General features: G+C 72.8%; 19 protein-coding genes. 10 read left to right on the top strand and 9 right to left on the bottom strand.

Features of this window, described 5'->3' with window-relative positions:
* Positions 1 to 195: 195 nt before the first annotated feature.
* The 3 genes from ACWGIF_RS01785 (at position 196) to hutH (ending at position 3,883) form a co-directional block, all read left to right on the top strand.
* The gene (locus ACWGIF_RS01785; protein WP_453489467.1) at positions 196 to 996 is read left to right on the top strand and encodes an enoyl-CoA hydratase/isomerase family protein; all 801 of its coding nucleotides are present in this window, start codon (positions 196 to 198) and stop codon (positions 994 to 996) included.
* A gap of 122 nt (positions 997 to 1,118) precedes the next feature.
* On the top strand, positions 1,119 to 2,234 hold the full coding sequence (locus ACWGIF_RS01780; RefSeq protein ID WP_453489464.1) for a diguanylate cyclase domain-containing protein: 1,116 nt from the start codon (positions 1,119 to 1,121) through the stop codon (positions 2,232 to 2,234).
* 107 nt (positions 2,235 to 2,341) lie between these two features.
* Positions 2,342 to 3,883 carry a histidine ammonia-lyase gene (hutH, locus tag ACWGIF_RS01775; protein WP_453489695.1) on the top strand — a complete coding sequence of 514 codons (1,542 nt, stop codon included), beginning with the start codon at positions 2,342 to 2,344 and terminating at the stop codon, positions 3,881 to 3,883.
* Between the two features lie 113 nt (positions 3,884 to 3,996).
* On the opposite strand, the gene ACWGIF_RS01770 is transcribed toward hutH, so the two are convergent.
* Positions 3,997 to 4,323 carry a hypothetical protein gene (locus ACWGIF_RS01770; RefSeq protein ID WP_453489461.1) on the bottom strand — a complete coding sequence of 109 codons (327 nt, stop codon included), beginning with the start codon at positions 4,321 to 4,323 and terminating at the stop codon, positions 3,997 to 3,999.
* A 107-nt stretch (positions 4,324 to 4,430) separates the two neighbouring features.
* Here ACWGIF_RS01770 and ACWGIF_RS01765 point away from each other — a divergent pair, with 107 nt between their 5' ends.
* The 3 genes from ACWGIF_RS01765 to ACWGIF_RS01755 all read left to right on the top strand — a co-directional run bounded on the left by ACWGIF_RS01765 (position 4,431) and on the right by ACWGIF_RS01755 (position 7,299).
* The gene (locus ACWGIF_RS01765; RefSeq protein ID WP_453489458.1) at positions 4,431 to 4,772 is read left to right on the top strand and encodes a hypothetical protein; all 342 of its coding nucleotides are present in this window, start codon (positions 4,431 to 4,433) and stop codon (positions 4,770 to 4,772) included.
* Positions 4,773 to 4,904: 132 nt separating this feature from the next.
* On the top strand, positions 4,905 to 6,173 hold the full coding sequence (locus ACWGIF_RS01760) for a L,D-transpeptidase (protein ID WP_453489455.1): 1,269 nt from the start codon (positions 4,905 to 4,907) through the stop codon (positions 6,171 to 6,173).
* A 163-nt stretch (positions 6,174 to 6,336) separates the two neighbouring features.
* Positions 6,337 to 7,299, top strand: coding sequence for a GNAT family N-acetyltransferase (locus ACWGIF_RS01755; RefSeq protein WP_453489452.1), 963 nt, complete (start codon positions 6,337 to 6,339; stop codon positions 7,297 to 7,299).
* Here the strand turns inward: ACWGIF_RS01755 and ACWGIF_RS01750 are convergent.
* The gene (locus ACWGIF_RS01750; protein ID WP_453489449.1) at positions 7,289 to 8,254 is read right to left on the bottom strand and encodes a helix-turn-helix domain-containing protein; all 966 of its coding nucleotides are present in this window, start codon (positions 8,252 to 8,254) and stop codon (positions 7,289 to 7,291) included. The genes ACWGIF_RS01755 and ACWGIF_RS01750 overlap by 11 nt on opposite strands.
* A 158-nt stretch (positions 8,255 to 8,412) precedes the next feature.
* On the opposite strand from ACWGIF_RS01750, the gene ACWGIF_RS01745 reads away from it, so the two are divergent.
* Positions 8,413 to 9,537: an NAD(P)-dependent alcohol dehydrogenase gene (locus ACWGIF_RS01745; protein WP_453489446.1), complete on the top strand. Its 1,125-nt coding sequence runs from the start codon at positions 8,413 to 8,415 to the stop codon at positions 9,535 to 9,537.
* A 109-nt stretch (positions 9,538 to 9,646) separates the two neighbouring features.
* On the opposite strand, the gene msrA is transcribed toward ACWGIF_RS01745, so the two are convergent.
* From msrA to ACWGIF_RS01725, 4 genes are all read right to left on the bottom strand, one after another.
* Positions 9,647 to 10,309: a peptide-methionine (S)-S-oxide reductase MsrA gene (gene msrA / locus ACWGIF_RS01740; protein ID WP_453489443.1), complete on the bottom strand. Its 663-nt coding sequence runs from the start codon at positions 10,307 to 10,309 to the stop codon at positions 9,647 to 9,649.
* 76 nt (positions 10,310 to 10,385) lie between these two features.
* Positions 10,386 to 11,525, bottom strand: coding sequence for a hypothetical protein (locus ACWGIF_RS01735; protein ID WP_453489441.1), 1,140 nt, complete (start codon positions 11,523 to 11,525; stop codon positions 10,386 to 10,388).
* Positions 11,522 to 13,120: a M48 family metallopeptidase gene (locus tag ACWGIF_RS01730; RefSeq protein ID WP_453489438.1), complete on the bottom strand. Its 1,599-nt coding sequence runs from the start codon at positions 13,118 to 13,120 to the stop codon at positions 11,522 to 11,524. The genes ACWGIF_RS01735 and ACWGIF_RS01730 overlap by 4 nt, the downstream gene beginning before the upstream one ends.
* Before the next feature lie 664 nt (positions 13,121 to 13,784).
* Positions 13,785 to 14,891 carry a hypothetical protein gene (locus ACWGIF_RS01725; protein ID WP_453489435.1) on the bottom strand — a complete coding sequence of 369 codons (1,107 nt, stop codon included), beginning with the start codon at positions 14,889 to 14,891 and terminating at the stop codon, positions 13,785 to 13,787.
* A 74-nt stretch (positions 14,892 to 14,965) separates the two neighbouring features.
* Between ACWGIF_RS01725 and ACWGIF_RS01720 the strand changes: the two genes are divergently transcribed.
* Entirely contained in the window at positions 14,966 to 16,123 is a 1,158-nt protein-coding gene (locus ACWGIF_RS01720) for a cystathionine gamma-synthase (protein WP_453489432.1), read from the top strand.
* A 223-nt stretch (positions 16,124 to 16,346) separates the two neighbouring features.
* Here the strand turns inward: ACWGIF_RS01720 and ACWGIF_RS01715 are convergent, their stop codons facing one another.
* From ACWGIF_RS01715 to ACWGIF_RS01705, 3 genes are read right to left on the bottom strand one after another with little or no spacing between them, the layout of a single operon-like run.
* Positions 16,347 to 16,601, bottom strand: coding sequence for a hypothetical protein (locus ACWGIF_RS01715; protein WP_453489429.1), 255 nt, complete (start codon positions 16,599 to 16,601; stop codon positions 16,347 to 16,349).
* Positions 16,598 to 17,020 (bottom strand): sigma factor-like helix-turn-helix DNA-binding protein, encoded by a 423-nt coding sequence (locus ACWGIF_RS01710; protein WP_453489426.1) that lies wholly within the window; start codon positions 17,018 to 17,020, stop codon positions 16,598 to 16,600. Before ACWGIF_RS01710 ends, ACWGIF_RS01715 begins: the two co-directional genes overlap by 4 nt.
* A 57-nt stretch (positions 17,021 to 17,077) precedes the next feature.
* Positions 17,078 to 17,599, bottom strand: coding sequence for a MarR family winged helix-turn-helix transcriptional regulator (locus tag ACWGIF_RS01705; protein WP_453489423.1), 522 nt, complete (start codon positions 17,597 to 17,599; stop codon positions 17,078 to 17,080).
* A 193-nt stretch (positions 17,600 to 17,792) separates the two neighbouring features.
* Here ACWGIF_RS01705 and ilvA point away from each other — a divergent pair, with 193 nt between their 5' ends.
* Together ilvA and ACWGIF_RS01695 are read left to right on the top strand one after the other, a co-directional pair.
* Positions 17,793 to 19,025: a threonine ammonia-lyase gene (ilvA, locus tag ACWGIF_RS01700; RefSeq protein ID WP_453489420.1), complete on the top strand. Its 1,233-nt coding sequence runs from the start codon at positions 17,793 to 17,795 to the stop codon at positions 19,023 to 19,025.
* Between the two features lie 113 nt (positions 19,026 to 19,138).
* A complete protein-coding gene (locus tag ACWGIF_RS01695) occupies positions 19,139 to 20,161 on the top strand; it encodes an ATP-binding cassette domain-containing protein (protein ID WP_453489417.1) in 1,023 nt (340 codons plus the stop codon).
* Positions 20,162 to 20,388: the final 227 nt, after the last annotated feature.

Below are 20,388 nucleotides of genomic sequence, written 5' to 3'. Positions count from 1 at the left end.
GCCGGCCTGATCCGCCTGGCAAGCCGGCCCGATCGGCGTCGCCGCCGGAAACCACCCCCGGGAACCCCGCCCGTCACGCCCCGGGTCCGTCGCCTACGGGCCCAGGGCACAACCGCGCCCCGCGGCCTTGACCCGATGGCCTCCCGGCGCACTAGAGTGCGGTGATAACGGTCGTTAACCGGGAGGGTCGAAGGCATGTCTGAGCAGCGCTTCGGAGAGTTCGTCGCGGTACGTCGGGAAGGCGACGGGCACGTCGCGGAACTGGTGATGGACCGCCCCAAGGCGATGAACGCGGTGTCGACGGAGATGGCCCGGTCCCTCGGCGCGGCGTGCGCGGCGCTCGCGGCGGACCCTTCGGTGCGGGTGGTCGTGCTCTCCTCCACGGCGGAGCGCGCCTTCTGCGTCGGGGCGGACCTCAAGGAGCGCAACTCCCTGTCGGACGCCGAGCTGGTACGGCAGCGGCCGACCACCCGGGGGGCCTACGGCGGAGTGATGGAGCTGCCGATGCCGACGGTCGCGGCCGTACACGGCTTCGCGCTGGGCGGCGGCTTCGAGCTGGCCCTGGCCTGCGATGTGATCGTCGCCGACGACACCGCCGTGGTCGGCCTGCCCGAGGTGTCGGTGGGCGTGATCCCGGGCGGCGGGGGTACGCAGCTGCTGCCGCGCCGGGTGGGTGCGGCGCGGGCGGCCGAGCTGATCTTCACGGCGCGCCGGGTGGAGGCGGCCGAGGCGCTGTCCCTGGGTCTGGTCGACTCGGTGGTCGTGGCCGGTCAGGCCAGGGCCGAGGCGCTGGCCCTGGCGTCGCGGATGGCGGCGAACTCCCCGGTGGGTCTGCGGGCGGCCAAGCGGGCGCTGCGGCTGGGGCACGGGATGGACCTGTCGGCCGGTCTGGAGATCGAGGACGCGGCCTGGCGGACGGTGGCCTTCTCGGGCGACCGGGCGGAGGGCGTGGCCGCGTTCAACGAGAAGCGCACGCCGAACTGGCCGGGCGAGTAGGACGTCCCGCTCCGGCTCGGCTCCGGCTCCCACGGGGCGGCCGGTCACCATTGGCGATCTTGCCGGTACTGAAAGTCGCGCCAATTATCTCTAAATCGGACAAAAGTCCCTAACCTGGGGTGATGGGAGTTGACGGGCGGCTGCGAGCCGTGGTGGGCCTCGCGCAGGCGATGGCCGCGGCGTGCGTGCCGCGGGACAGTGTGCGGGCGGCCGCGCGGGGTGCCCGCCTGGCGCTGGACGGATCGTTCGCCGCCATTTCCGCCTGGGAGCGGGAGCGCGGGCGCCTGCGGGTGCTCGTGAACGAGGGCGAGCGGCGGGCCGGGGAGGAGGAGTTCCCCGAGGACGAGTCCTATCCCGTGCACGACTTCCCCGAGATCACCGAGTTCCTGCACGAGCGGTGGGTGGGCGGCGGCGGCCCGCACGCGTGGGTCGAGAGCGCCGTCGGCGACCGGCCGGGCCGGCGCGGGGCGGCCCTGCGCCGACGCGGTCGCGGGACCTGCGTGGTCGCACCGATCGTGCTCAGCGGGCGGGCCTGGGGCGAGCTGTACGTCGCCCGCGACGAGGGGCTGCCCGATTTCGACGAGGACGACGCCGAGTTCGCCACCGTGCTCGGCGCCGTGGTCGCGGCCGGCCTCGCGCAGAACGAGCGCCTGGAGGAGGCCCGGCGGCTCGCCTTCACCGACCCGCTGACCGGGCTGGCGAACCGGCGGGCGGTCGACATGCGGCTCGACGAGGCCCTGGAGGAGCACCGGCGGACCGGGGTGGTGGTCAGCCTCGTCGTCTGCGACCTGAACGGGCTGAAGAAGGTCAACGACACCCTCGGTCACGCCATGGGCGACCGGCTGCTGGAGCGCTTCGGGTCGGTCCTGAGCCTGTGCGGGGCCATGCTGCCCGGCGCCCTCGTGGCGCGCCTCGGCGGTGACGAGTTCTGCCTGGTGGGGGTCGGGTCGACGGCGGACGAGGTGGTACGGGTCAGCGAGGAGGTGTGCGCCCGGGCCGCCGGGCTGGAGCTGGGTGAGGGCGTGGCCTGCGGGGTGGCCTCCACGGGGGACCCGATCGGGCCGGTGAAGTCCTCCCGGCGGCTGTTCCGGCTGGCGGACGCCGCCCAGTACAAGGCCAAGGCCGCGCGCTCGCCCGAGCCGGTGGTGGCGGGGCGGGACACCGCGGTGGTCCGGCTCGCGGACGCCGCCGCGCAGGAGGCTCCGGGGGAGCGGCGCCGCTTCCGGGGGCGCCGGTGACCGTTGGCGCGCCGGCCTGGAGCGTAAGGGGTACACCTGCGGCGCGATCGTGACAGCGCCAGCTAGTGACAGGTAGCGATTCAATCCGTAGGGTGCTGAATATGGATATGCACACTGTCGTGGTGGGGACGTCCGGGACCACTGCCGAGGACGTCATCGCCGTTGCCCGCGGCAACGCACGGGTCGAGCTGTCCGGCGAGGCGCTCGACGCCCTGGCCCGCGCCCGCGAGATCGTGGACGCCCTCGCCGCCAAGCCCGAGCCCGTCTACGGGGTGTCCACCGGGTTCGGCGCCCTCGCCTCCCGGCACATCAGTCCCGAGCTGCGCGCCCAGCTCCAGCGCAACATCGTCCGCTCGCACGCCGCCGGCATGGGCCCGCGCGTCGAGCGGGAGGTGGTCCGCGCGCTGATGTTCCTCCGGCTCAAGACCGTCGCCTCCGGGCACACCGGCGTACGGCCCTCCGTCGCCCAGACCATGGCCGACGTGCTGAACGCCGGGATCACCCCCGTCGTCCACGAGTACGGCTCCCTCGGCTGCTCCGGCGACCTCGCCCCGCTCTCCCACTGCGCGCTCGCGCTCATGGGCGAGGGTGACGCAGAGGGTCCCGACGGAACCGTCCGCCCCGCCGGAGAGCTGCTCGCCGAGGCCGGGATCACCCCCGTCGAGCTCCGCGAGAAGGAGGGCCTCGCCCTCCTCAACGGCACCGACGGCATGCTCGGCATGCTGGTCATGGCCCTCGCCGACCTCGGGAAGCTCTACACCTCGGCCGACATCACCGCCGCCCTCACCCTGGAGGCGCTGCTCGGCACCGAGAAGGTCCTCCAGCCCGAGCTGCACGCCATCCGCCCGCACCCCGGCCAGGGCGCCTCCGCCGCCAACATGGCCGCCGTGCTGAACGGCTCCGGGCTGACCGGGCACTTCCAGGAGGAGTCCGCCCCGCGCGTCCAGGACGCCTACTCCGTGCGCTGCGCCCCGCAGGTCGCCGGCGCCGGCCGCGACACGATGGCGCACGCCGCCCTGGTGGCCTCGCGGGAGCTGGCCGCCGCCGTCGACAACCCGGTGGTGCTGCCCGACGGGCGCGTGGAGTCCAACGGCAACTTCCACGGGGCCCCGGTCGCCTATGTGCTGGACTTCCTCGCCATCGCGGCCGCCGACCTCGGCTCCATCGCCGAACGGCGCACCGACCGGCTGCTCGACAAGAACCGCTCGCACGGCCTGCCGCCGTTCCTCGCGGACGACGCCGGCGTCGACTCGGGCCTGATGATCGCCCAGTACACGCAGGCCGCCCTGGTCAGCGAGATGAAGCGGCTCGCGGTGCCGGCCTCGGCCGACTCGATCCCCTCCTCCGCCATGCAGGAGGACCACGTCTCGATGGGCTGGTCGGCCGCGCGCAAGCTGCGTACCGCCGTCGACAACCTGACGCGGATCATCGCCATCGAGCTGTACGCGGCCACCCGCGCGATCGAGCTGCGCCACGGGCTCACCCCCGCCCCGGCCAGCCGGGCTGCGATCGCGGCGGCCCGTGCGGCGGGTGTGCAGGGTCCCGGGCCGGATCGTTTCCTCGCCCCCGACCTGGCCGCCGCCGACGCGTTCATTCGTACGGGTGGCCTGGTCGCCGCGGTGGAGCCGGTGACGGGCCCGCTCGCCTGACGGCGGGCACGGTGTACGCGAAGGGCCGCCCGGGATCGGATCCCGGGCGGCCCTTCGCCGCGTGCGGAGGCTCCCGCCGGGCGCTTGCAGGCAGCGCCAGGGGGCTGGGGCGCTTACAGGGAGTGTGAGCGGCGGACGGAGAAGACCACGAAGCCTGCCCCGAGGCCGAGGCACAGCGTGCCGCCCAGCAGATAGGGCGTGGTGTCGACGGAGCCGGTGTCGGCGAGTGCGAGGGTCTGCGCCCGCGCGGCCGGTGTGCCGGCCGTCCCCGGGCCGCCGGTGCCGTCGGTGGCAGGGCCCGCGGGGTTCGCGCCCGTGGGCGCACCGGAACGACTCTCCTCGGCCCCTGGTGAGGTGGCGCCCGCCGAGGGCACGAACCACAGGGCGGCGAGCAGGGTGGTCGCTCCGAGAGCGGTGAGCAGCGGTCGGCGTGCGGACACGGTGCGATCCCCCTTGTGGCAGCAGCGAATTGGCCGTGTGCGGTGATGCTACGGAAAGGGGCGGGTCGTGGGAAAGTCAGGGCTTCCGCGGGCTTACTCTCCGTCGTATGAACCCTTCTGAGACATCACGATACGTACGGCTTCGAGTGGATTTGGTCCTGGAGGTGCCGGACGTCCAGGCACTCACAGGAGCCGCGCTCGACCACATCAAGGCCGACGAGTTCATGCCGGACGAGGAGCGCGGCCACGCCGAGTCCGCCGTCCGGGAGGACGAGTCGGAGGCCCTCGCCTACCTGGTCGACCCCACCGACCTGGTCGCCGAGATCCCGGGCGTGGAGCTCGCACAGGCCTCCTGGAGCAGCGAACCCGTCGAATACGACCCCGAGTCGATGGAGTGGGACCTCGACGAGGAAGATGGGGACTTCGACGAAGAACCCGACAACGCCTGACCGTGTGGTTGCCCACATCCGAACGGAATGTGGAACCGGCCGGCGCCGTTAACGCGTTGTCAGGACGAGGCAGGGGGCTGCGTCCCCCTGCCCGGCCAACCCCGGGACGGCAGCCCCGGGCTTCCGGCAACGATGGAGTGGCGTGTGAGGACGGACAGCAAGCGGCGGAGAAGGTCCCTGGTGGCCATATCCGCCGTGCTCGGCGGTGTACTGATGCTCTCGGCGTGCAGCGACGGGGACGACGCGAAGCCGAAGGGCAACGGCGAGGCCAGCAAGTCCCAGGCGGAGGTCGACGCGGCGGCGGCCAAGGACACCTCGAAGGCGAAGATAACCATCACGCCGAAGGACGGCGCCACGAACGTCGGCCTCAACGACGCGGCGAACGTCGCCGTCAGTGACGGCACGCTCACCCAGGTCGAGCTGAAGACCAGCGAGGGCACGGCCGTGGCCGGCAAGATCGCCGCCGACGGCAAGAGCTGGAAGCCCGACGCCGCGCTGAAGCGCTCCACGAAGTACGCCCTGGCGGCGACGGCCAAGGACGCGGACGGCCGCGAGGCGCACGAGAACGCCTCCTTCACCACCGTCTCCCCCGAGAACAGCTTCGTGGCCTCCTTCGTCCCGGAGGAGGGTCAGACGGTCGGCGTGGGCATGCCGGTCTCGATCACCTTCAACAAGCCGATCAAGGACAAGAAGGCCGTCCAGGCGGGGATCTCGGTCTCCTCCAGCAGCGGCCAGGAGGTCGTCGGCCACTGGTTCAGCGCCCAGCGCCTCGACTTCCGCCCGGAGCAGTACTGGCAGGCGAACTCCACCGTCACGCTGAAGCTGGCGCTGGAGGGTGTCCAGGGCGCTCCCGGCGTCCAGGGCGTCCAGAGCAAGACCGTCACCTTCAAGATCGGCCGCAGCCAGGTCTCCACGGTCGACGTGAAGACGAAGAAGATGACGGTCACCCGTGACGGCGCGGTCCTCAAGACCATCCCGATCTCGGCGGGCGCCCCGGAGAACCCGACGTACAACGGTCAGATGGTGATCTCCGAGAAGTTCAAGGAGACCCGGATGGACGGCGCCACCGTCGGCTTCAAGAACGAAGAGGGCAAGGGCGAGTACGACATCAAGGACGTGCCGCACGCCATGCGGCTGTCCACCTCCGGCACCTTCATCCACGGCAACTACTGGGGATCGGACTCGGTCTTCGGCAGCGTGAACACCAGCCACGGCTGTGTCGGTCTGAACGACGCCAAGGGTGCGAACGACCCGAACCAGCCCGGCGCGTGGTTCTTCGACAACTCGCTCATCGGCGACGTGGTCACCGTGGTCAACTCCCCGGACAAGACCATCAAGCCCGACAACGGCCTCAACGGCTGGAACATGAGCTGGGCGGAGTGGAAGGCCGGCACGGCCTGACACCGCGGGTGAACGGACGGCCCGTGTGAATCAAGGGCGGCGGACGGCGGGGAGCCACTACGGGCTCCCCGCCGTCCGTGTTCCGGCACCTGTCCGGCGGGGCCGCCAGAGGTGGCCGAAAAGCGCTGAGCGGTGCGTCCGGGGCCCGTCTAGGGTCGTGGACATGATGATCCACTCCCTCGATGTGCCCCCCTCCGACACCGAGGTGGACGCCTGGCTGGCGGTCCTGACGGCCGCAGGCGCCGCCGACCTGCCGCAGCTGCCCGCACCGTCCCGCACGGAGGTCGCCGGACGGCTGTGCGTCACGCCGGCACGCGGCCGGCCCCTGCTCTGGGCGGCGCAGGAGGGTGCGGGCGTGGCGGGCCTGCTCCTGTTCACGGAGGAGGGCAACACGCACACCGCGTTCCTGGACGTCCTGGCCGTACGTCCCGAGGCGCGGCGGCGGGGCGTGGGCACCGCCCTGTGGGAGCGGGTCCGCGAGGAACTGCTCGCACAGGACCGGACCTCGGTCGCGACGATGGTGGACCTCGGCGGCCCCGGGCAGGCCTTCGCGGAGTCGCTCGGCTTCGAGAACGTCCTGCCGATGGCCTGGTACGCACAGGAACTCTCCGCCGACGGGACCGGGCAGGCCGCTCCGGCCACACCCGGCTACGAACTCCTCACCTGGCACGGCCTGGTCCCCGACGCCTGGGCGCCGGCCGCCGCCGCGGCCCACGGGGCCATGGAGGACGCGCCGACCGGCGACATGGACGAGCGGATCCAGACCTGGACGGCCGAGCGGCTGCACACCCTCCAGCAGCTGGTCCTCGACCGGGGTGGCGAGATGATCACCGTCGCGGCCGTGACCCCGGAGGGCGAGGTCGCCGCGTACACGGAGATCGTCCTGCCGGATCCGGCGGGCACCGGCGCCCTCCAGTACGACACCGTGGTCGTCCCCGCCCACCGCGGCAACGGCCTCGGCCGGGCCGTCAAGCAGCACATGGCGGCGGAGGCCGTCGCACGCCACCCGCGGCTGCGCCGCATCACCACCACCGTGGCCGACGAGAACACCCCCATGCGGGCGGTGAACGCGTCCCTCGGCTACCGGCGGGAGCGCGACACGGCCATCTTCCAGCTCAAGCTGTAGCCGGGCCCGGGCCCGGGCCCGGCACCGGCCCCGGGACGCCGGCCGCCGCCGGGCGCGCGGGTGGTCGCTCCGGCGCGGGCGCAAGCGTCTGCACGGCCGGCGGCACGGCCGTCCGGGCGTCCCAGGAGGCCAGCAGGCGCAACGCGTCCGCCGAAGCGGAGCCCGGCGCCGCGTGGAAGGTGACCAGGGACTGCGCCGGGTCGTCCGGCAGCGTCAGCGTCTCGAAGGACAGGTGCATCTCCCCCACGAGCGGATGCCGCAGGTACTTCACCCCGTGCGTCTTGTCCGCGACCGTGTGCGCCGCCCACAGCCGCCGGAACTCCTCGTTCTTCACCGACAGCTCCCCGACCAGCGCCGACAGCTGCTCGTCGTCCGGGTGCTGACCCGCGTACACCCGCAGGTTGCTGACCACCTCGCACGCCCGGCACTCCCACTCCCCGTACAGCTCCGCCGTCGCCGGGTCCAGGAACACCAGCCGCACCAGGTTCCGTTCCGCGGGCGGCAGCGCCCCGAAGTCCCCGAAGAGCGCGGCCGCCAGCCGGTTCCAGCCGATGACGTCCTGCCGGTGCCCCACGAGGTAGGCCGGTACGCCGTCCATCGCGTCCATCAGCGTCCGCAGCTCCGGCCGCACCTGCTGCGGGCGCCGGCTCTGGCGGCGCCTGCGCGCCTTCGGCCGGGCCAGGTCCTCCAGGTGTGCCCGCTCGGTGCCGTCCAGCCGCAGGGCCCGCGCGATGGCGTCCAGCACCTCCGCCGACACGTTGTGCCCGCCGTTCTGCTCCAGACGCGTGTAGTAGGCGACCGACACCCCCGCCAGCTGCGCCAGTTCCTCGCGGCGCAGCCCGGGTACGCGCCGGCGGCGCCCGTAGTCCCGCAGGCCCACGTCCTCGGGGCGCAGCCGCGCGCGGCGGGAGCGGAGGAACTCGCCCAGGCAGGCTCGCTGATCAAGCTGGTCCATCCCGCCAGTATCGCCGGGCGGCGCGCCGCGGTGCGGGCGTGAGCCTGACCCCGTCAGGGGTAGGTTCGCCGGTCGTAGGCAGAACAGGGGGATGGGTGGAAGCCGGCCGGCCCGGCAAGGTGGGATCCACCGCAGACGTCCCGCTCGAGGAGCACCCCATGTCCGTCACGCAGGCCACGCAGGCCACGCAGGCCGCCCAGCAGGGCCACCCGGCTCCCCGGGCCGAGCACCAGGGCAGCCGGGCCACCCGGGTCGCCGCCTACGCCGCCCCCGCACCCCACGCCCCGCTGGCGCGCACCACCGTCCCGCGCCGTGCCGTCGGCGAGCACGACGTCCTCATCGAGATCAAGTACGCCGGCATCTGCCACTCCGACATCCACCAGGTCCGCGACGGCTGGGGCGAGGGCATCTACCCCATGGTCCCCGGCCACGAGATCGCCGGTGTCGTCCTCGAGGCCGGCGCGGGCGTCACCAGGTTCGCCGCCGGGGACCGGGTCGGCGTGGGCTGCTTCGTCGACTCCTGCCGGGAGTGCGCGTACTGCCTGCGCGGCCAGGAGCAGTACTGCACCCAGGGCATGACCGGCACCTACAACGCCCTCGACAGGAACGGCGAGCCCACGTACGGCGGGTACTCCACCCACATCGTCGTCGACGAGAACTACACCGTCCGCATCCCCGACGGCCTGGCCCTGGACGCCGCCGCCCCGCTGCTCTGCGCGGGCATCACCCTCTACTCCCCGCTCAAGCACTGGGGAGCCGGCCCCGGCACGAAGGTCGCGGTCGTCGGCCTCGGCGGCCTCGGCCACATCGGCGTGAAGATCGCGGTGGCTCTGGGAGCGGAGGTCACCGTCCTCTCCCAGACCCTCCGCAAGCGGGCGGACGGCCTGAAGCTCGGCGCCTCGCACTACCACGCGACGAGCGACACGGCCACGTTCGAGGAGCTGGCCGGCCGCTTCGACCTGATCCTGTCCACCGTCTCCGCCCCGCTCGGCCTCGACGCGTACCTGGCCCTGCTGAAGGTCGACGGCGCGCTGGTGAACGTCGGCGCCCCGGAGGAACCGGTCGCCCTCAACCTCTTCTCCGTCATCAACGGCCGCAGGACCCTCGCCGGGTCGATGATCGGCGGCATCGCCGAGACCCAGGAGATGCTGGACTTCTGCGCCGAGCACGGCCTGACCTCGGAGATCGAACTGATCAGTGCCGACCAGATCAACGAGGCGTACGAACGGGTACTGGCGAGCGACGTCCGCTACCGCTTCGTCATCGACGCGTCGACGATCTGACCGGGCGCCCGGCCGCAGCGCGGCGCCGGCCGGCGGACCGCGCAACGTGTACCTGGTCCGGGTCGTCCTCCCAGTGCCGGTCAGAGCCAGAGCCGGGACAGGCGGTCGGTCATTGCGCCGTGGCCACGCCGATCGGGCAGGAGACCCCCGTCCCGCCCGTGCCGCAGTAGCCGCCCGGGTTCTTGTCCAGGTACTGCTGGTGGTGGGCTTCCGCCGGCCAGAACGGGCGGTCCGTCGCCGGGAGGACGGCCGTGGTGATCCGGCCGTATCCCGAAGAGGTGAGGACCTGCTGGTAGGCCGTGCGGGAAGCCTCCGCCGTCGACTGCTGGGCGGGGGAGTGGGTGTAGAGCGCCGAGCGGTACTGGGTGCCGACGTCGTTGCCCTGGCGGAAGCCCTGGGTGGGGTCGTGGGACTCCCAGAACCGCTTGAGGAGCGCCGCGTACGAGACCTGGGAGGGGTCGAAGACCACGCGGACGACCTCGGTGTGGCCGGTCAGGCCCGAGCAGACCTCCTCGTAGGCCGGATTCTCGGTGAATCCGCCCTGGTAGCCGGCCAGCGTGGTCCACACGCCGGGGGACCGCCAGAACGTGCGCTCCGCGCCCCAGAAACATCCCAGCCCGAAGTCGGCCACTTCGAGGTGCGCGGGATACGGGCCGGACAACGGGGTGCCCAGCACCGTGTGGCGCTCGGGCACGGCGAAGAGCGGCTGCGCGCGGCCCGTCAGGGCCTCCTCGCGGGTGGGGAGCTCGGGCGTGCGACGGTACGAGAACATGCATTCCCTCCTTGTGGGAGGCACAACGGCGAGGGGCGAGCCGGGATTCCCCGGCCCGCCCCTTTCGCCGTACGTCTCAGAGGCCCGGCACGGCCACGCCCACCGCCCAGTCGCGGGCGTACAGGTACCGCCGCTTCGGCGATCCCGCGTAGGTCCACGGCAGGGCGCCGATGTACCCGTCGATGTGGCGGAACTGCTCGACCGCCTGCTCGTCGCGGTCCTGCCAGAACAGCAGGTAGGCCAGCATGTGCCGGATGCGCGCCGTCCCGGGGTGCTCGTCCCCGGCCGCCGCCAGGTCCAGCAGCGCCGCGTCCACCGCGGCGACGATCTCCGGCTCCTTGAAGTACGTCTCGGCCGCCAGGTCCTCCTCGTACGTCTCCTGCTCGAAGTACGCGATCAGCGGCAGCAGCGTCAGCAGGTCACCGGGCCTGCCGGCGGCCGCCGACTCCTGCGCGAACGCGAGCGCCAGCTCGTGCGAGCCGCGCCACTTCCGGCACCAGTACTGCAGGCCGGCGACGTGGGACCACAGCACCTTCGGGTCGCGCTTGACGACCTGGTCCCACAGCTCGCGGTACCGCTCGTGGGAGTAGCCGAGGCCCTGCCCGATGGGCTGTTCCACGATGTACGGGGTCGGGTCCGCGGGGTCGGCGAGACGCTGGGCCTCGTGCGCGATGCCCTGGGCCTTGACCAGCAGTTCGCGGAAGAGCCGGAACTGCTCCTGCGTGGTCCGGCTGCCCGACTGGCCCCCGCGTACGTTCCACGCCACCATGACCGCGGTGTCGGCGTCCACCAAAGCCGCCGTCGGGTCCGAGGGCCGCGCCGCCCGCCAGGCCAGCAGCCAGGCGTCGTCCTCGGCGGCCGCCAGGGCCAGCGGGCGGACCCGCTCCATGCGCTCGTGCCAGTCCTGCCCGGCCGCCGCGATGTAGGCGGCAGCGGCCTCCCAGTCGCCCGACCGGACGGCCTCCAGGACGACGGTCCGCTCCGGCGGCACCGGCGCGGGGTTCTCGGTGTCGAGGTCCTCCTCCGCCACGAAGCCCAGCGCGACGACCGCCGCCGCCTTCTCGGCCTCCTGCCCGGCCTCGACGGCTTCCGTACCGGCGTTGAGCGTCCCGATCTCCGCCTCCAGCCGCTTCGCCTTGCGGATGAAGTAGACGCCGCGCAGGAACTTGAAGGCGCCGAACAGCAGCACGGCTCCGAGGATGTAGAGGCCGATCACGGGGCAAGCACCAGCTTTCGCAGGGATTCGGTGTCGGGCAGGTCGGCGACCGCCGCGTCCAGGGCCAGGTCCAGCCGGTCCTCGAAGCCGTCCGCCGGGTAGCGCAGGGCGGCCGAGTCGGACCAGGACAGCTCCCAGCGGGCGGCGCCGCGCGCCGTCAGCTCGACGGTGACCAGCTGGTTCAGCGCCCGCCGGACGACCGGGCGGGCGAACTCGCGGGCCGCGCGGCCGGTGGCGGCCGCGGCCTGCTCGGACTTCGGGAAGCGCTCCGCGATGCGCCAGCGCACGGCCGGCTCGGCGTCGATCGCGTCGAGCAGGGCGGCGAGGCCGGGCCCGGCGCCCTCGGCGGCGAAGACCTCGCCGATCTCCTCCGCGCCCTGGCCGACGTACGCGGTCATCGACTCGTGGACGAGGTCCTCCCAGTCCACCCGCTTGAGGGCGAGGGCCTCCGGGGTGAGGACGACCTGCTCCAGTGCGGCGAGCGCCGCGTCCGCGTCGGCCAGCAGTTCCAGGGCCGGGCGGGCCGCCTGCCCGGCGCGGCCGTCGTCGGGCAGGGCCTCGATGCGCGCCACGCGCTCGGCGAGCGCGGGGTGGGAGTCGTACGGGGAGGTGGGCTCGGTCGAGAGGTTGCGGCGCAGGTCCTCCAGGTCGGCCGACCGGGCGTCCAGGAGCCGGCGCAGGCCGCCGAGGACCTCGCCGGGGCGGGGCAGAAGGCCGGCGTCGACGCCGAGGGTGGCGTACGAGCTCATGTAGAAGTCGTGCGCGGAGTCGAGGGCGTTCAGCTCGCGCAGTGCGGAGGCGGCGGAGTCGCGGCCTGCGACCCGGACCGAGGCGAGGTCGGCGGCGAGTTCCTGGCGGCGGGCGGCGGAGCGGGTCGCGCGCATGTAGAAGTTGCCGTAGGCCATGTAGATCTTGGCCATGGCGCGGTACATCGCGCCCTCGCCCGTGGTGTCGACGCCCTTGGCCTTCTTGCCCTTGGCGATCCGCTTCTCGTCCTTCTTCTCCTGCTTCGCGCGCTCCTTGGCGACCTTGCCGTCGGCGCGCTCGTGGAAGTACCCGATGGTGCGGATCAGTTGGGCGCGGCCCCGGGCGATCAGCGGCGTGAGGCGGGTGTCGAAGTTGGCGTAGTGGCCCATCTCGTGGGCGAGCACGGCGCGCAGCTGCATCTCGTCCAGGCCCGTCATCAGCGGCACACCGAGGTAGAGGCGACGGGTTCCGGGCCGCAGGCCCAGCAGCCGCGCGTCCTCGGCGACGGCCGCGTTCACCTCGTCGATCAGCACGATCTCGTCGGGGGCGCGGGTGCCGACCTGCTGCGCGATGTCGCGCACGGTCTCCCACAGCAGGGGCTCCTGCGCCTCGGTGACGGTGACGCCGGGCAGCGGCTCGCCCTTGGGCGTGCGCAGCATGAACAGTCCGCGCACGATCGGGACGGCGAGGACGACGGAGACGATGACGAGCTTGAAGACGATCGGACCGTGCAGCCAGGTCGCGAGCGCGTAGTCGGCGCCCGCGAGGGCGGCCAGCAGGATGACGCCGAGCAGGTAGAAGCCGGCGAGCAGGACGAGGGCGCGCAAGGCGCGCAGTGAAGCGCCCATATGGACAGATCCCCCCACGGGATGAAAGCGGTGCTGGAGTGCGTGGCGGGAATCGAAAGGCCGCCGCCTGCCGCATCATGCGGCCCGGCAGTCACTTACAGCAACTTTATTGGCCAGGGATTCTCCCTGGTCGCCGGGGACCCCGCCGGGCGGTCCCCCGGACGACTGCCGCGCGCCGACGGCGAAGCTCCGAGACGTCCCGGCAGGCCGTGCGAACCGCCCGCCACCCGCCGGCAGATCGCCGAGGGGACCGCCGTGCCCCGGGCCGGGTCGGCGTGGGGGACCGCGTGTGCCGGGCGGGTGCCGTGGGGGAGTGCCGTGTGGCGGGCTGGTCGCCGTGGGGGACCGCCGTGTGCCGGGCCCGTCGCCGTGGGGTGGGGACACTCCGGGGCGTCCCCGCAGGTCGAGCGAACCCACCGCCGGGCCACGGGCCGGTCCCGCTCAGGGTTCGCGAGCCGAGGAGACGTCCCGGAGGGGCACCACCCCACCCCGAAGCCCTGGCGGCCGCACCCCGACACCGCCCGCGCCGAGCCCAACCCGCCAACCCGGCCGGGCGGGCCACCGCCGACCCGCCAACCCGCCCGGAGGGCCACCGCCGCCCCCCCCCGGGCGCGCTACCACCGAGCCCAACCTGCAAACCCGCCCGGAGGGCCACCGCCAGGGGCTACCCGGGGAGCGTCGCCGGCGACCCGCCGTTCGCCTCGTACCCCGCCACCGCCAGCGCCCGGTACACCGCGTACTGCGCCGCCGGGTCCGCCGCGGCCGACCACGGCAGCGCGCCCACGTACCCGTCCACGTGCCGCACCTGCTCCATCGCCTCCGCCCAACGCTCCATGTTGACCAGGAACATCAGCAGCAGGTGCCGCACGTGTGCCAGCATCGGGTCGTCCTGCCGCGCCGTGTGCACCGCGTACAGCGCACCCTCCACCGCCCGCGTCACCGCCTGGCTCTGGAAGAAGCCGCTGCTCAGAATCACGTCCGGCAGGTTCTCGTACAGAGAGAACAGCGGCAGCGCCGCCAGCAGCGAGCCCTGCGGGGCACGCGCCGCGGCCGCGTGCGAGAAGGCGTCCGCCTTCTCCCGCGAGCCGTGCCACTTCGCGCACCAGTAGTGCAGCGCGGCCAGATGCGCGCCCATGTGCTCCGGAGCCCGGTCGATGACCTTCGCCCACAGCTCGTCGAACTCCGCCTCCGAGTACGCCAGACCCCGCGCGATCGCCAGCTCCGTGATGTACGGGACCGGGTCACCCGGTGACAGCAGCGCGGCCTTGCGGCACGCGTCCCGGGCCTCCTCCAGGATGATCCGGTGATCGGCGGACCCGACCCCGCCCGAGTGCCGCCACGCCTGCTGCACCAACAGCTCCGCGTGCACCTGCGCGCCGCCCGCGTCCTTCTCCGCCTCCAGCCGCCAGGCCTTCAGCCACTGCGCGCCCGCACCCGGCTGCGCGACGAGCTCCAGCGCCGCCGCCCCGCCGAAGGCCTGTACGCGCTGCCAGCGCCGCTCGCCCTCCCGCGGGGTCCCGGCGAGCAGCTGCGAGGCCGCCTGCCACTGGCCGGTGCGCTGCACGTTGTCGAGGGCGTCCATCAGGTCCTGGTCGGGCCCGGGGATGCGGATGTCGAGCTCCTCCTGCCGGTCGAATCCGTAGTTCGCCGGGTCGGCGGCGTCAGGGCTGCCCGGGGCGACCAGACGGACACCGCCGCGCCTGCGCCGGATGTACGGACCGACGATGAACACGATCATGAGCATCGCGAACACGAACCACAGAATCTCCATGCCTCCAGCGAACCAGACCGAGGGGCTGACAGGCCAATAGGGTGGCGGACCCGGTGCGGGCATAGCATCTGCCCATGAGCGACGACAGCCACGAGCACCAGAGCTTCGAGACCCGCGCGATCCACGCGGGCAATACCGCTGACCCGCTGACCGGCGCGGTCGTCCCCCCGATCTATCAGGTGTCCACCTACAAGCAGGACGGCGTCGGAGGCCTCCGCGGCGGTTACGAGTACAGCCGCAGCGCCAACCCGACCCGTACCGCGCTGGAGGAGAACCTCGCGGCGCTGGAGGGCGGCCGGCGCGGCCTCGCCTTCGCGTCCGGCCTCGCCGCCGAGGACTGCCTGCTGCGTACGCTGCTCTCCCCGGGCGACCACGTGGTCATCCCGAACGACGCGTACGGCGGCACCTTCCGCCTCTTCGCGAAGGTCGTCTCCCGCTGGGGTGTGGAGTGGTCGGTGGCCGACACCTCCGACGCGGATTCCGTACGCGCGGCCCTCACCCCGAAGACGAAGGTCATCTGGGTCGAGACCCCCTCCAACCCGCTGCTCGGCATCACCGACATCGCCGTCGTCGCCGACATCGCGCGGTCGGCCGGCGCCAAGCTGGTCGTGGACAACACCTTCGCGTCGCCGTACCTCCAGCAGCCCCTGGCGCTGGGCGCGGACGTGGTGGTGCACTCGCTGACCAAGTACATGGGCGGGCACTCCGACGTGGTCGGCGGGGCGCTCGTCACCGCGGACGCGGCGCTGGGCGAGGAGCTGGCCTACCACCAGAACGCGATGGGCGCGGTGGCCGGGCCGTTCGACTCGTGGGTCGTGCTGCGGGGCATCAAGACCCTGGCCGTGCGCATGGACCGGCACGCGGAGAACGCGGCCAGGATCGTCGAGGTGCTCAAGCGCCACCCGAAGGTCACCAAGGTCCTCTACCCGGGCCTGCCCGAGCACCCGGGACACGAGGTCGCCGCCAAGCAGATGCGCAACTTCGGTGGCATGGTCTCCTTCCAGGTCGCCGGCGGCGAGGAAGAGGCCGTCGCGGTCTGCGGCCGTACCCGGATCTTCACCCTGGCCGAGTCCCTCGGCGGCGTCGAGTCCCTCATCGAGCACCCGGGCCGCATGACGCACGCGTCGGTGGCCGGTTCGGCGCTGGAGGTTCCGGCGGACCTGATCCGCGTCTCGGTCGGCATCGAGAACGCCGACGACCTGATCGCGGACCTGACCCAGGCCCTGGGCTGACGCACCTCCGTCCGCACGGGCAGGGCCCGGCCTTCATGGCCCGAGGGCCCCGTCCGTGCGGCTACGCGCGCCCTCCAGGCCCGCCGGGCAAATCCAGCCCCTCCGGCGTTTGAGGAGCGGGTCCGCGCGGAGCCCGGTGCCCGGCGGAGCCGGGTTCCCTGGGGCGCCGCCCCAGACCCCGCGCAAACGCCGGCGAGGCTGCACAGGGGCCGAGGTGGTGGGGCTACCAGCCCTCCAGGGGTGGGGAGATGCCGCTCGGGGGTGTGGCCCACGGGCGGGTCAGGGAAGCCCAGACCGTGAAGGCGACCGCTGCGGCGAAGAGGACCGCCCAGCCGAACCTGCGGAGCGCCCGGCGGCGCCGCAGCAGCCGGTCCCCCCGCGCCGCCGCCCTCGCCGCGAGGCCGGCCGGCACCACCGGGTACGGACCCTCCAGCAGTCGCCTCACCTGGGATTCCTTGCGGTCCGGGATCCCGCTCACGCCGCCTCCTGGGATCTCAGCACGGCCACGGCCCGGTTGCACAGCACCCGCACCCGCTCGACCGGCAGCCCCAGCTGCGCCGCCGTGACCTCCTCGGCGACCCCCTCGTAGAGCCGCAGGACGAGCACGAGCCGTTCCAGCGGGGTCAGCCGTCCCAGCAGGCCGGTGCTCCCCTGGTGGCGCCAGCCGGTACGGGCGAAGGCCGCGCACAGTTCCTGGCGGGTGAAGTCGTACGGATCGTCCCCGCGCAGGCGGCGCCAGTTCGCGTACGTACGGGCCAGCGCGCCCGCAAGAAGCCGGCGCGCCCCGTCCGGTTCGCCGGTCAGCAGTACCGCGACGCGCAGGAGCCGCCCCGCCGCACCCGCGACGAAGGCCTCGAACTCCGCGTAGGAGCCTGCCTGTTGATCAACCGCCCACATAGTCCACATAGTGCGGTCAGCGGGACCACCCAGGTCAAGAGGACGGACGGACTCCGCTCAGGACGCCGGACCGGCTTCGGCCACGGCGGCCATCAGCTCCGACAGCGACAGGTTGAAGCGCGTCAGCAGCACGGTGAAGGACTCGCGCTCGTCCTCGCTCCAGCCCTCCGTCACACGGGCCATCAGCTCGCGCCGCGAGGAGCGGACCTCCTCCAGCCGTGCGAGCCCCCGGGGGGACAGCGCGAGCACCACGGCCCGCCCGTCCTCCGGATGAGATGTCCGCTTGACCAGCCCGCTGTCGACCAGCGGCGCGACCTGCCGGGTCACCGTCGAGGAGTCGATCCCCATGCCTCCGGCGAGCGCCTTCACGCCCATCGGACCTTCCAGGTCGAGCCGGTTCAGCAGCAGGTAGGCGGCGCGGTCCATCGAGTTGCGGGCCTGGCCCACACCGCCCAGACGGGTCTGCTCCGCGCGGCGGGCGAAGACCGCCACCTGGTGCTGGAGCGCGTCGAGGAGACCGGCTCCGGCGGGCGCGTCGACCGCCGCGGGCAGATCGGAATTGGCCGGGATGGAAGGCATGGCCGTGGGCTCTCTTCGCGTGGGTCCGACAAGGATGGGGGACAGAGTACGCGGCCGTGCGGCGGCCCGTACGCCGCGTGCGAGAACTGATGCGGCCCGCCCGCACCGCCGTCCTGCGGGCGTCCCGGATGGCGGGATTTCACCCCTCCCGCCGCTCCGGCCCCGGCCGCTCCGAGGCTGCGAGACTGGCGGCATGAACTACCGCGTGCCGCAGCCCGTTCCGCAGGTCATCCTCGACGACATCCGGGGAGCTCAGAAGATGCTGTCCGGCGTCTCCCGGGTCACCGCGATGGAGGGCAGCCGGCACCTCTCCGCACTCACCGGCTCACCGGTCCACCTCAAGTGCGAGAACCTCCAGCGCACCGGCTCCTTCAAGCTGCGCGGCGCCTACGTGCGCATCGCGGGCCTGCGCCCCGAGCAGCGGGCCGCCGGTGTCGTGGCCGCCAGCGCGGGCAACCACGCCCAGGGCGTGGCGCTGGCCTCCTCCCTCCTCGGGGTCCGCTCCACCGTGTTCATGCCGGTCGGGGCGCCGCTGCCGAAGGTGGCGGCGACCCGGGAGTACGGCGCCGAGGTGCGCATGCACGGCCATGTCGTGGACGAGACCCTCGCGGCCGCCGAGGACTACGCGGACCGCACCGGAGCGGTGTTCATCCATCCCTTCGACCACCGGGACATCATCGCCGGGCAGGGCACGGTGGGCCTGGAGATCCTGGAGCAGTGCCCCGAGGTGCGGACCATCCTGGTCGGGATCGGCGGCGGCGGGCTCGCGGCCGGAATCGCGGTCGCGGTCAAGGCGCTCCGGCCGGACGTGCGGGTCGTCGGCGTCCAGGCGGCGGGCGCGGCCGCGTACCCGCCCTCGCTCCTCGTCGGGCACCCCGTGTCGATCGACGACCCGGTCACGATGGCCGACGGAATCAAGGTCGGCCGCCCCGGCGACATCCCCTTCAAAATCATCGGCGAGCTCCTCGACGACGTGCGTACGGTCTCCGAGGACGCCCTCTCCAGCGCCCTGCTGCTGTGCCTGGAGCGGGCCAAGCTGGTGGTCGAGCCGGCCGGGTGCAGCACGGTCGCGGCCCTCCTCAGCGAACCCGAACGGTACGGCTCCGGCCCGGTGGTGGCCGTCCTGTCCGGGGGCAACGTCGATCCGCTGCTGCTCCAGCGCATCCTGCGCCACGGCATGGCGGCGGCGGGCCGCTACCTGTCGCTGCGGCTGCGCGTGGCCGATCGGCCGGGGGCCCTGGCCGGGCTCCTGGGCGTGTTGTCAGTGGTGGATGCGAACGTATTGGACGTGAGCCACGTCCGCACCGACCCGCGACTGGGGCTCACGGAGGTGGAGGTGGAGCTGCACCTGGAGACGAAGGGCCCGGAGCACTGCGCGGAGGTCGCGCGGTCGCTGCACGCCGCGGGATACAAGGTGATGAGCTGAACGCGTGTCCCCCGCACGGCCGAGCGAGACCCGACCGGCGCCCCTGGAATTCCCGTAGAAATGCCCTGAACGCCCTTGATTCTGCTGAACCCATTCACACTGGGAGAATCCATATGCCAGGCGCTATCCACGCCGAAGGTCTGGTCAAGACCTTCGGCGATGTACGGGCTCTGGACGGCGTGGACCTCGATGTCCCCGAAGGCACCGTCCTGGGTCTGCTCGGCCCGAACGGTGCGGGCAAGACCACGACCGTACGCGTCCTGACCACCCTCCTCCGCCCCGACAGCGGCAAGGCCGTCGTCGCCGGCATCGACGTACTCAAGCACCCCAACGAGGTCCGGCGCGCCATAGGCCTGTCCGGCCAGTTCGCCGCCGTCGACGAATACCTGACCGGCCGCGAGAACCTCCAGATGGTCGGCCGGCTCTACCAGATGAAGGCCAAGGCCGCCAAAGCCCGGGCCGCCGAACTCCTCGACCGCTTCAACCTCTCCGACGCCGCCGACCGCACCGCCAAGACCTACTCGGGCGGCATGCGCAGGCGTCTCGACCTCGCGGCCGCCCTCGTCGTCAGCCCGCCCGTGATGTTCATGGACGAGCCGACCACCGGACTCGACCCCCGCAACCGCCAGCAGCTGTGGGGGATCATCCGGGAACTGGTCGCCGGCGGCACCACCCTGCTGCTCACCACCCAGTACCTGGAGGAGGCCGACCACCTCGCCCACGACATCTGCGTGGTCGACCACGGCAAGGTCATCGCCCGCGGCACCTCCGACCAGCTCAAGGCCCGCACCGGCGGCGAACGCGTGGAGGTCGTCGTCCACGAACGGGACCACATCGCCACCGCACGGGAGGTGCTGGCCGGCTTCGGCAAGGGCGAGACCACCGTCGAGGAACACACCCGCAAGCTGACCGTTCCCGTGTCGGGCGGCGCCAAGCTGCTCGCCGAGGTCATCCGCGAACTGGACGGCCGGGGCATCGAGATCGACGACATAGGCCTGCGCCGCCCCACCCTCGACGACGTGTTCATCTCCCTGACCGGACACGCCGCCGAACGGGCGGCGGACGAGCACGTCGACGGCGCGGCCGTACCCGAGGCCAAGGGCCGCAGGGCGGCCCGGAAGGAGACGGCGAAGTGACCCTCACCTCCCCGACCCCGGGCGCCTCCCCGACGCCGCAACCCGCGGCACCCCGCCCCGGCGGCGGTGTCGTCCAGAGCGTCAACGACTCCCTGGTGATCGCCAAGCGGAACCTCATCCGGATGTCCCGGATCCCGAATCTTGTTCGCAGAGTTGGATTTCGTTTCAGCTGCGTAAGCCCAGGTCAAAGCCCACGAGGACAGCCCCCGCCGAGTGCGGGGGCTTCT

The sequence above is a fragment of the Streptomyces sp. NPDC054849 genome (assembly GCF_053610945.1).
Note: the sequence above shows the minus strand (reverse complement) of the source record. Positions and strands in the feature narration are given on the sequence as shown.

What these genes read in the sequence shown, in the direction of transcription:
- msrA (WP_453489443.1), bottom strand. Translation starts at nt 10,309, where the DNA reads ATGTTCTCGTACCGTCGCACGCCCGAGCTCCCCACCCGCGAGGAGGCC.
- ACWGIF_RS01785 (WP_453489467.1), top strand. Translation starts at nt 196, where the DNA reads ATGTCTGAGCAGCGCTTCGGAGAGTTCGTCGCGGTACGTCGGGAAGGC.
- ACWGIF_RS01730 (WP_453489438.1), bottom strand. Translation starts at nt 13,120, where the DNA reads ATGGGCGCTTCACTGCGCGCCTTGCGCGCCCTCGTCCTGCTCGCCGGC.
- ACWGIF_RS01725 (WP_453489435.1), bottom strand. Translation starts at nt 14,891, where the DNA reads ATGGAGATTCTGTGGTTCGTGTTCGCGATGCTCATGATCGTGTTCATC.
- ACWGIF_RS01780 (WP_453489464.1), top strand. Translation starts at nt 1,119, where the DNA reads ATGGGAGTTGACGGGCGGCTGCGAGCCGTGGTGGGCCTCGCGCAGGCG.
- ACWGIF_RS01755 (WP_453489452.1), top strand. Translation starts at nt 6,337, where the DNA reads ATGATGATCCACTCCCTCGATGTGCCCCCCTCCGACACCGAGGTGGAC.
- ACWGIF_RS01695 (WP_453489417.1), top strand. Translation starts at nt 19,139, where the DNA reads ATGCCAGGCGCTATCCACGCCGAAGGTCTGGTCAAGACCTTCGGCGAT.
- ilvA (WP_453489420.1), top strand. Translation starts at nt 17,793, where the DNA reads ATGAACTACCGCGTGCCGCAGCCCGTTCCGCAGGTCATCCTCGACGAC.
- ACWGIF_RS01765 (WP_453489458.1), top strand. Translation starts at nt 4,431, where the DNA reads ATGAACCCTTCTGAGACATCACGATACGTACGGCTTCGAGTGGATTTG.
- ACWGIF_RS01745 (WP_453489446.1), top strand. Translation starts at nt 8,413, where the DNA reads ATGTCCGTCACGCAGGCCACGCAGGCCACGCAGGCCGCCCAGCAGGGC.
- ACWGIF_RS01720 (WP_453489432.1), top strand. Translation starts at nt 14,966, where the DNA reads ATGAGCGACGACAGCCACGAGCACCAGAGCTTCGAGACCCGCGCGATC.
- ACWGIF_RS01760 (WP_453489455.1), top strand. Translation starts at nt 4,905, where the DNA reads ATGGAGTGGCGTGTGAGGACGGACAGCAAGCGGCGGAGAAGGTCCCTG.
- ACWGIF_RS01710 (WP_453489426.1), bottom strand. Translation starts at nt 17,020, where the DNA reads ATGTGGGCGGTTGATCAACAGGCAGGCTCCTACGCGGAGTTCGAGGCC.
- ACWGIF_RS01705 (WP_453489423.1), bottom strand. Translation starts at nt 17,599, where the DNA reads ATGCCTTCCATCCCGGCCAATTCCGATCTGCCCGCGGCGGTCGACGCG.
- ACWGIF_RS01750 (WP_453489449.1), bottom strand. Translation starts at nt 8,254, where the DNA reads ATGGACCAGCTTGATCAGCGAGCCTGCCTGGGCGAGTTCCTCCGCTCC.
- hutH (WP_453489695.1), top strand. Translation starts at nt 2,342, where the DNA reads ATGCACACTGTCGTGGTGGGGACGTCCGGGACCACTGCCGAGGACGTC.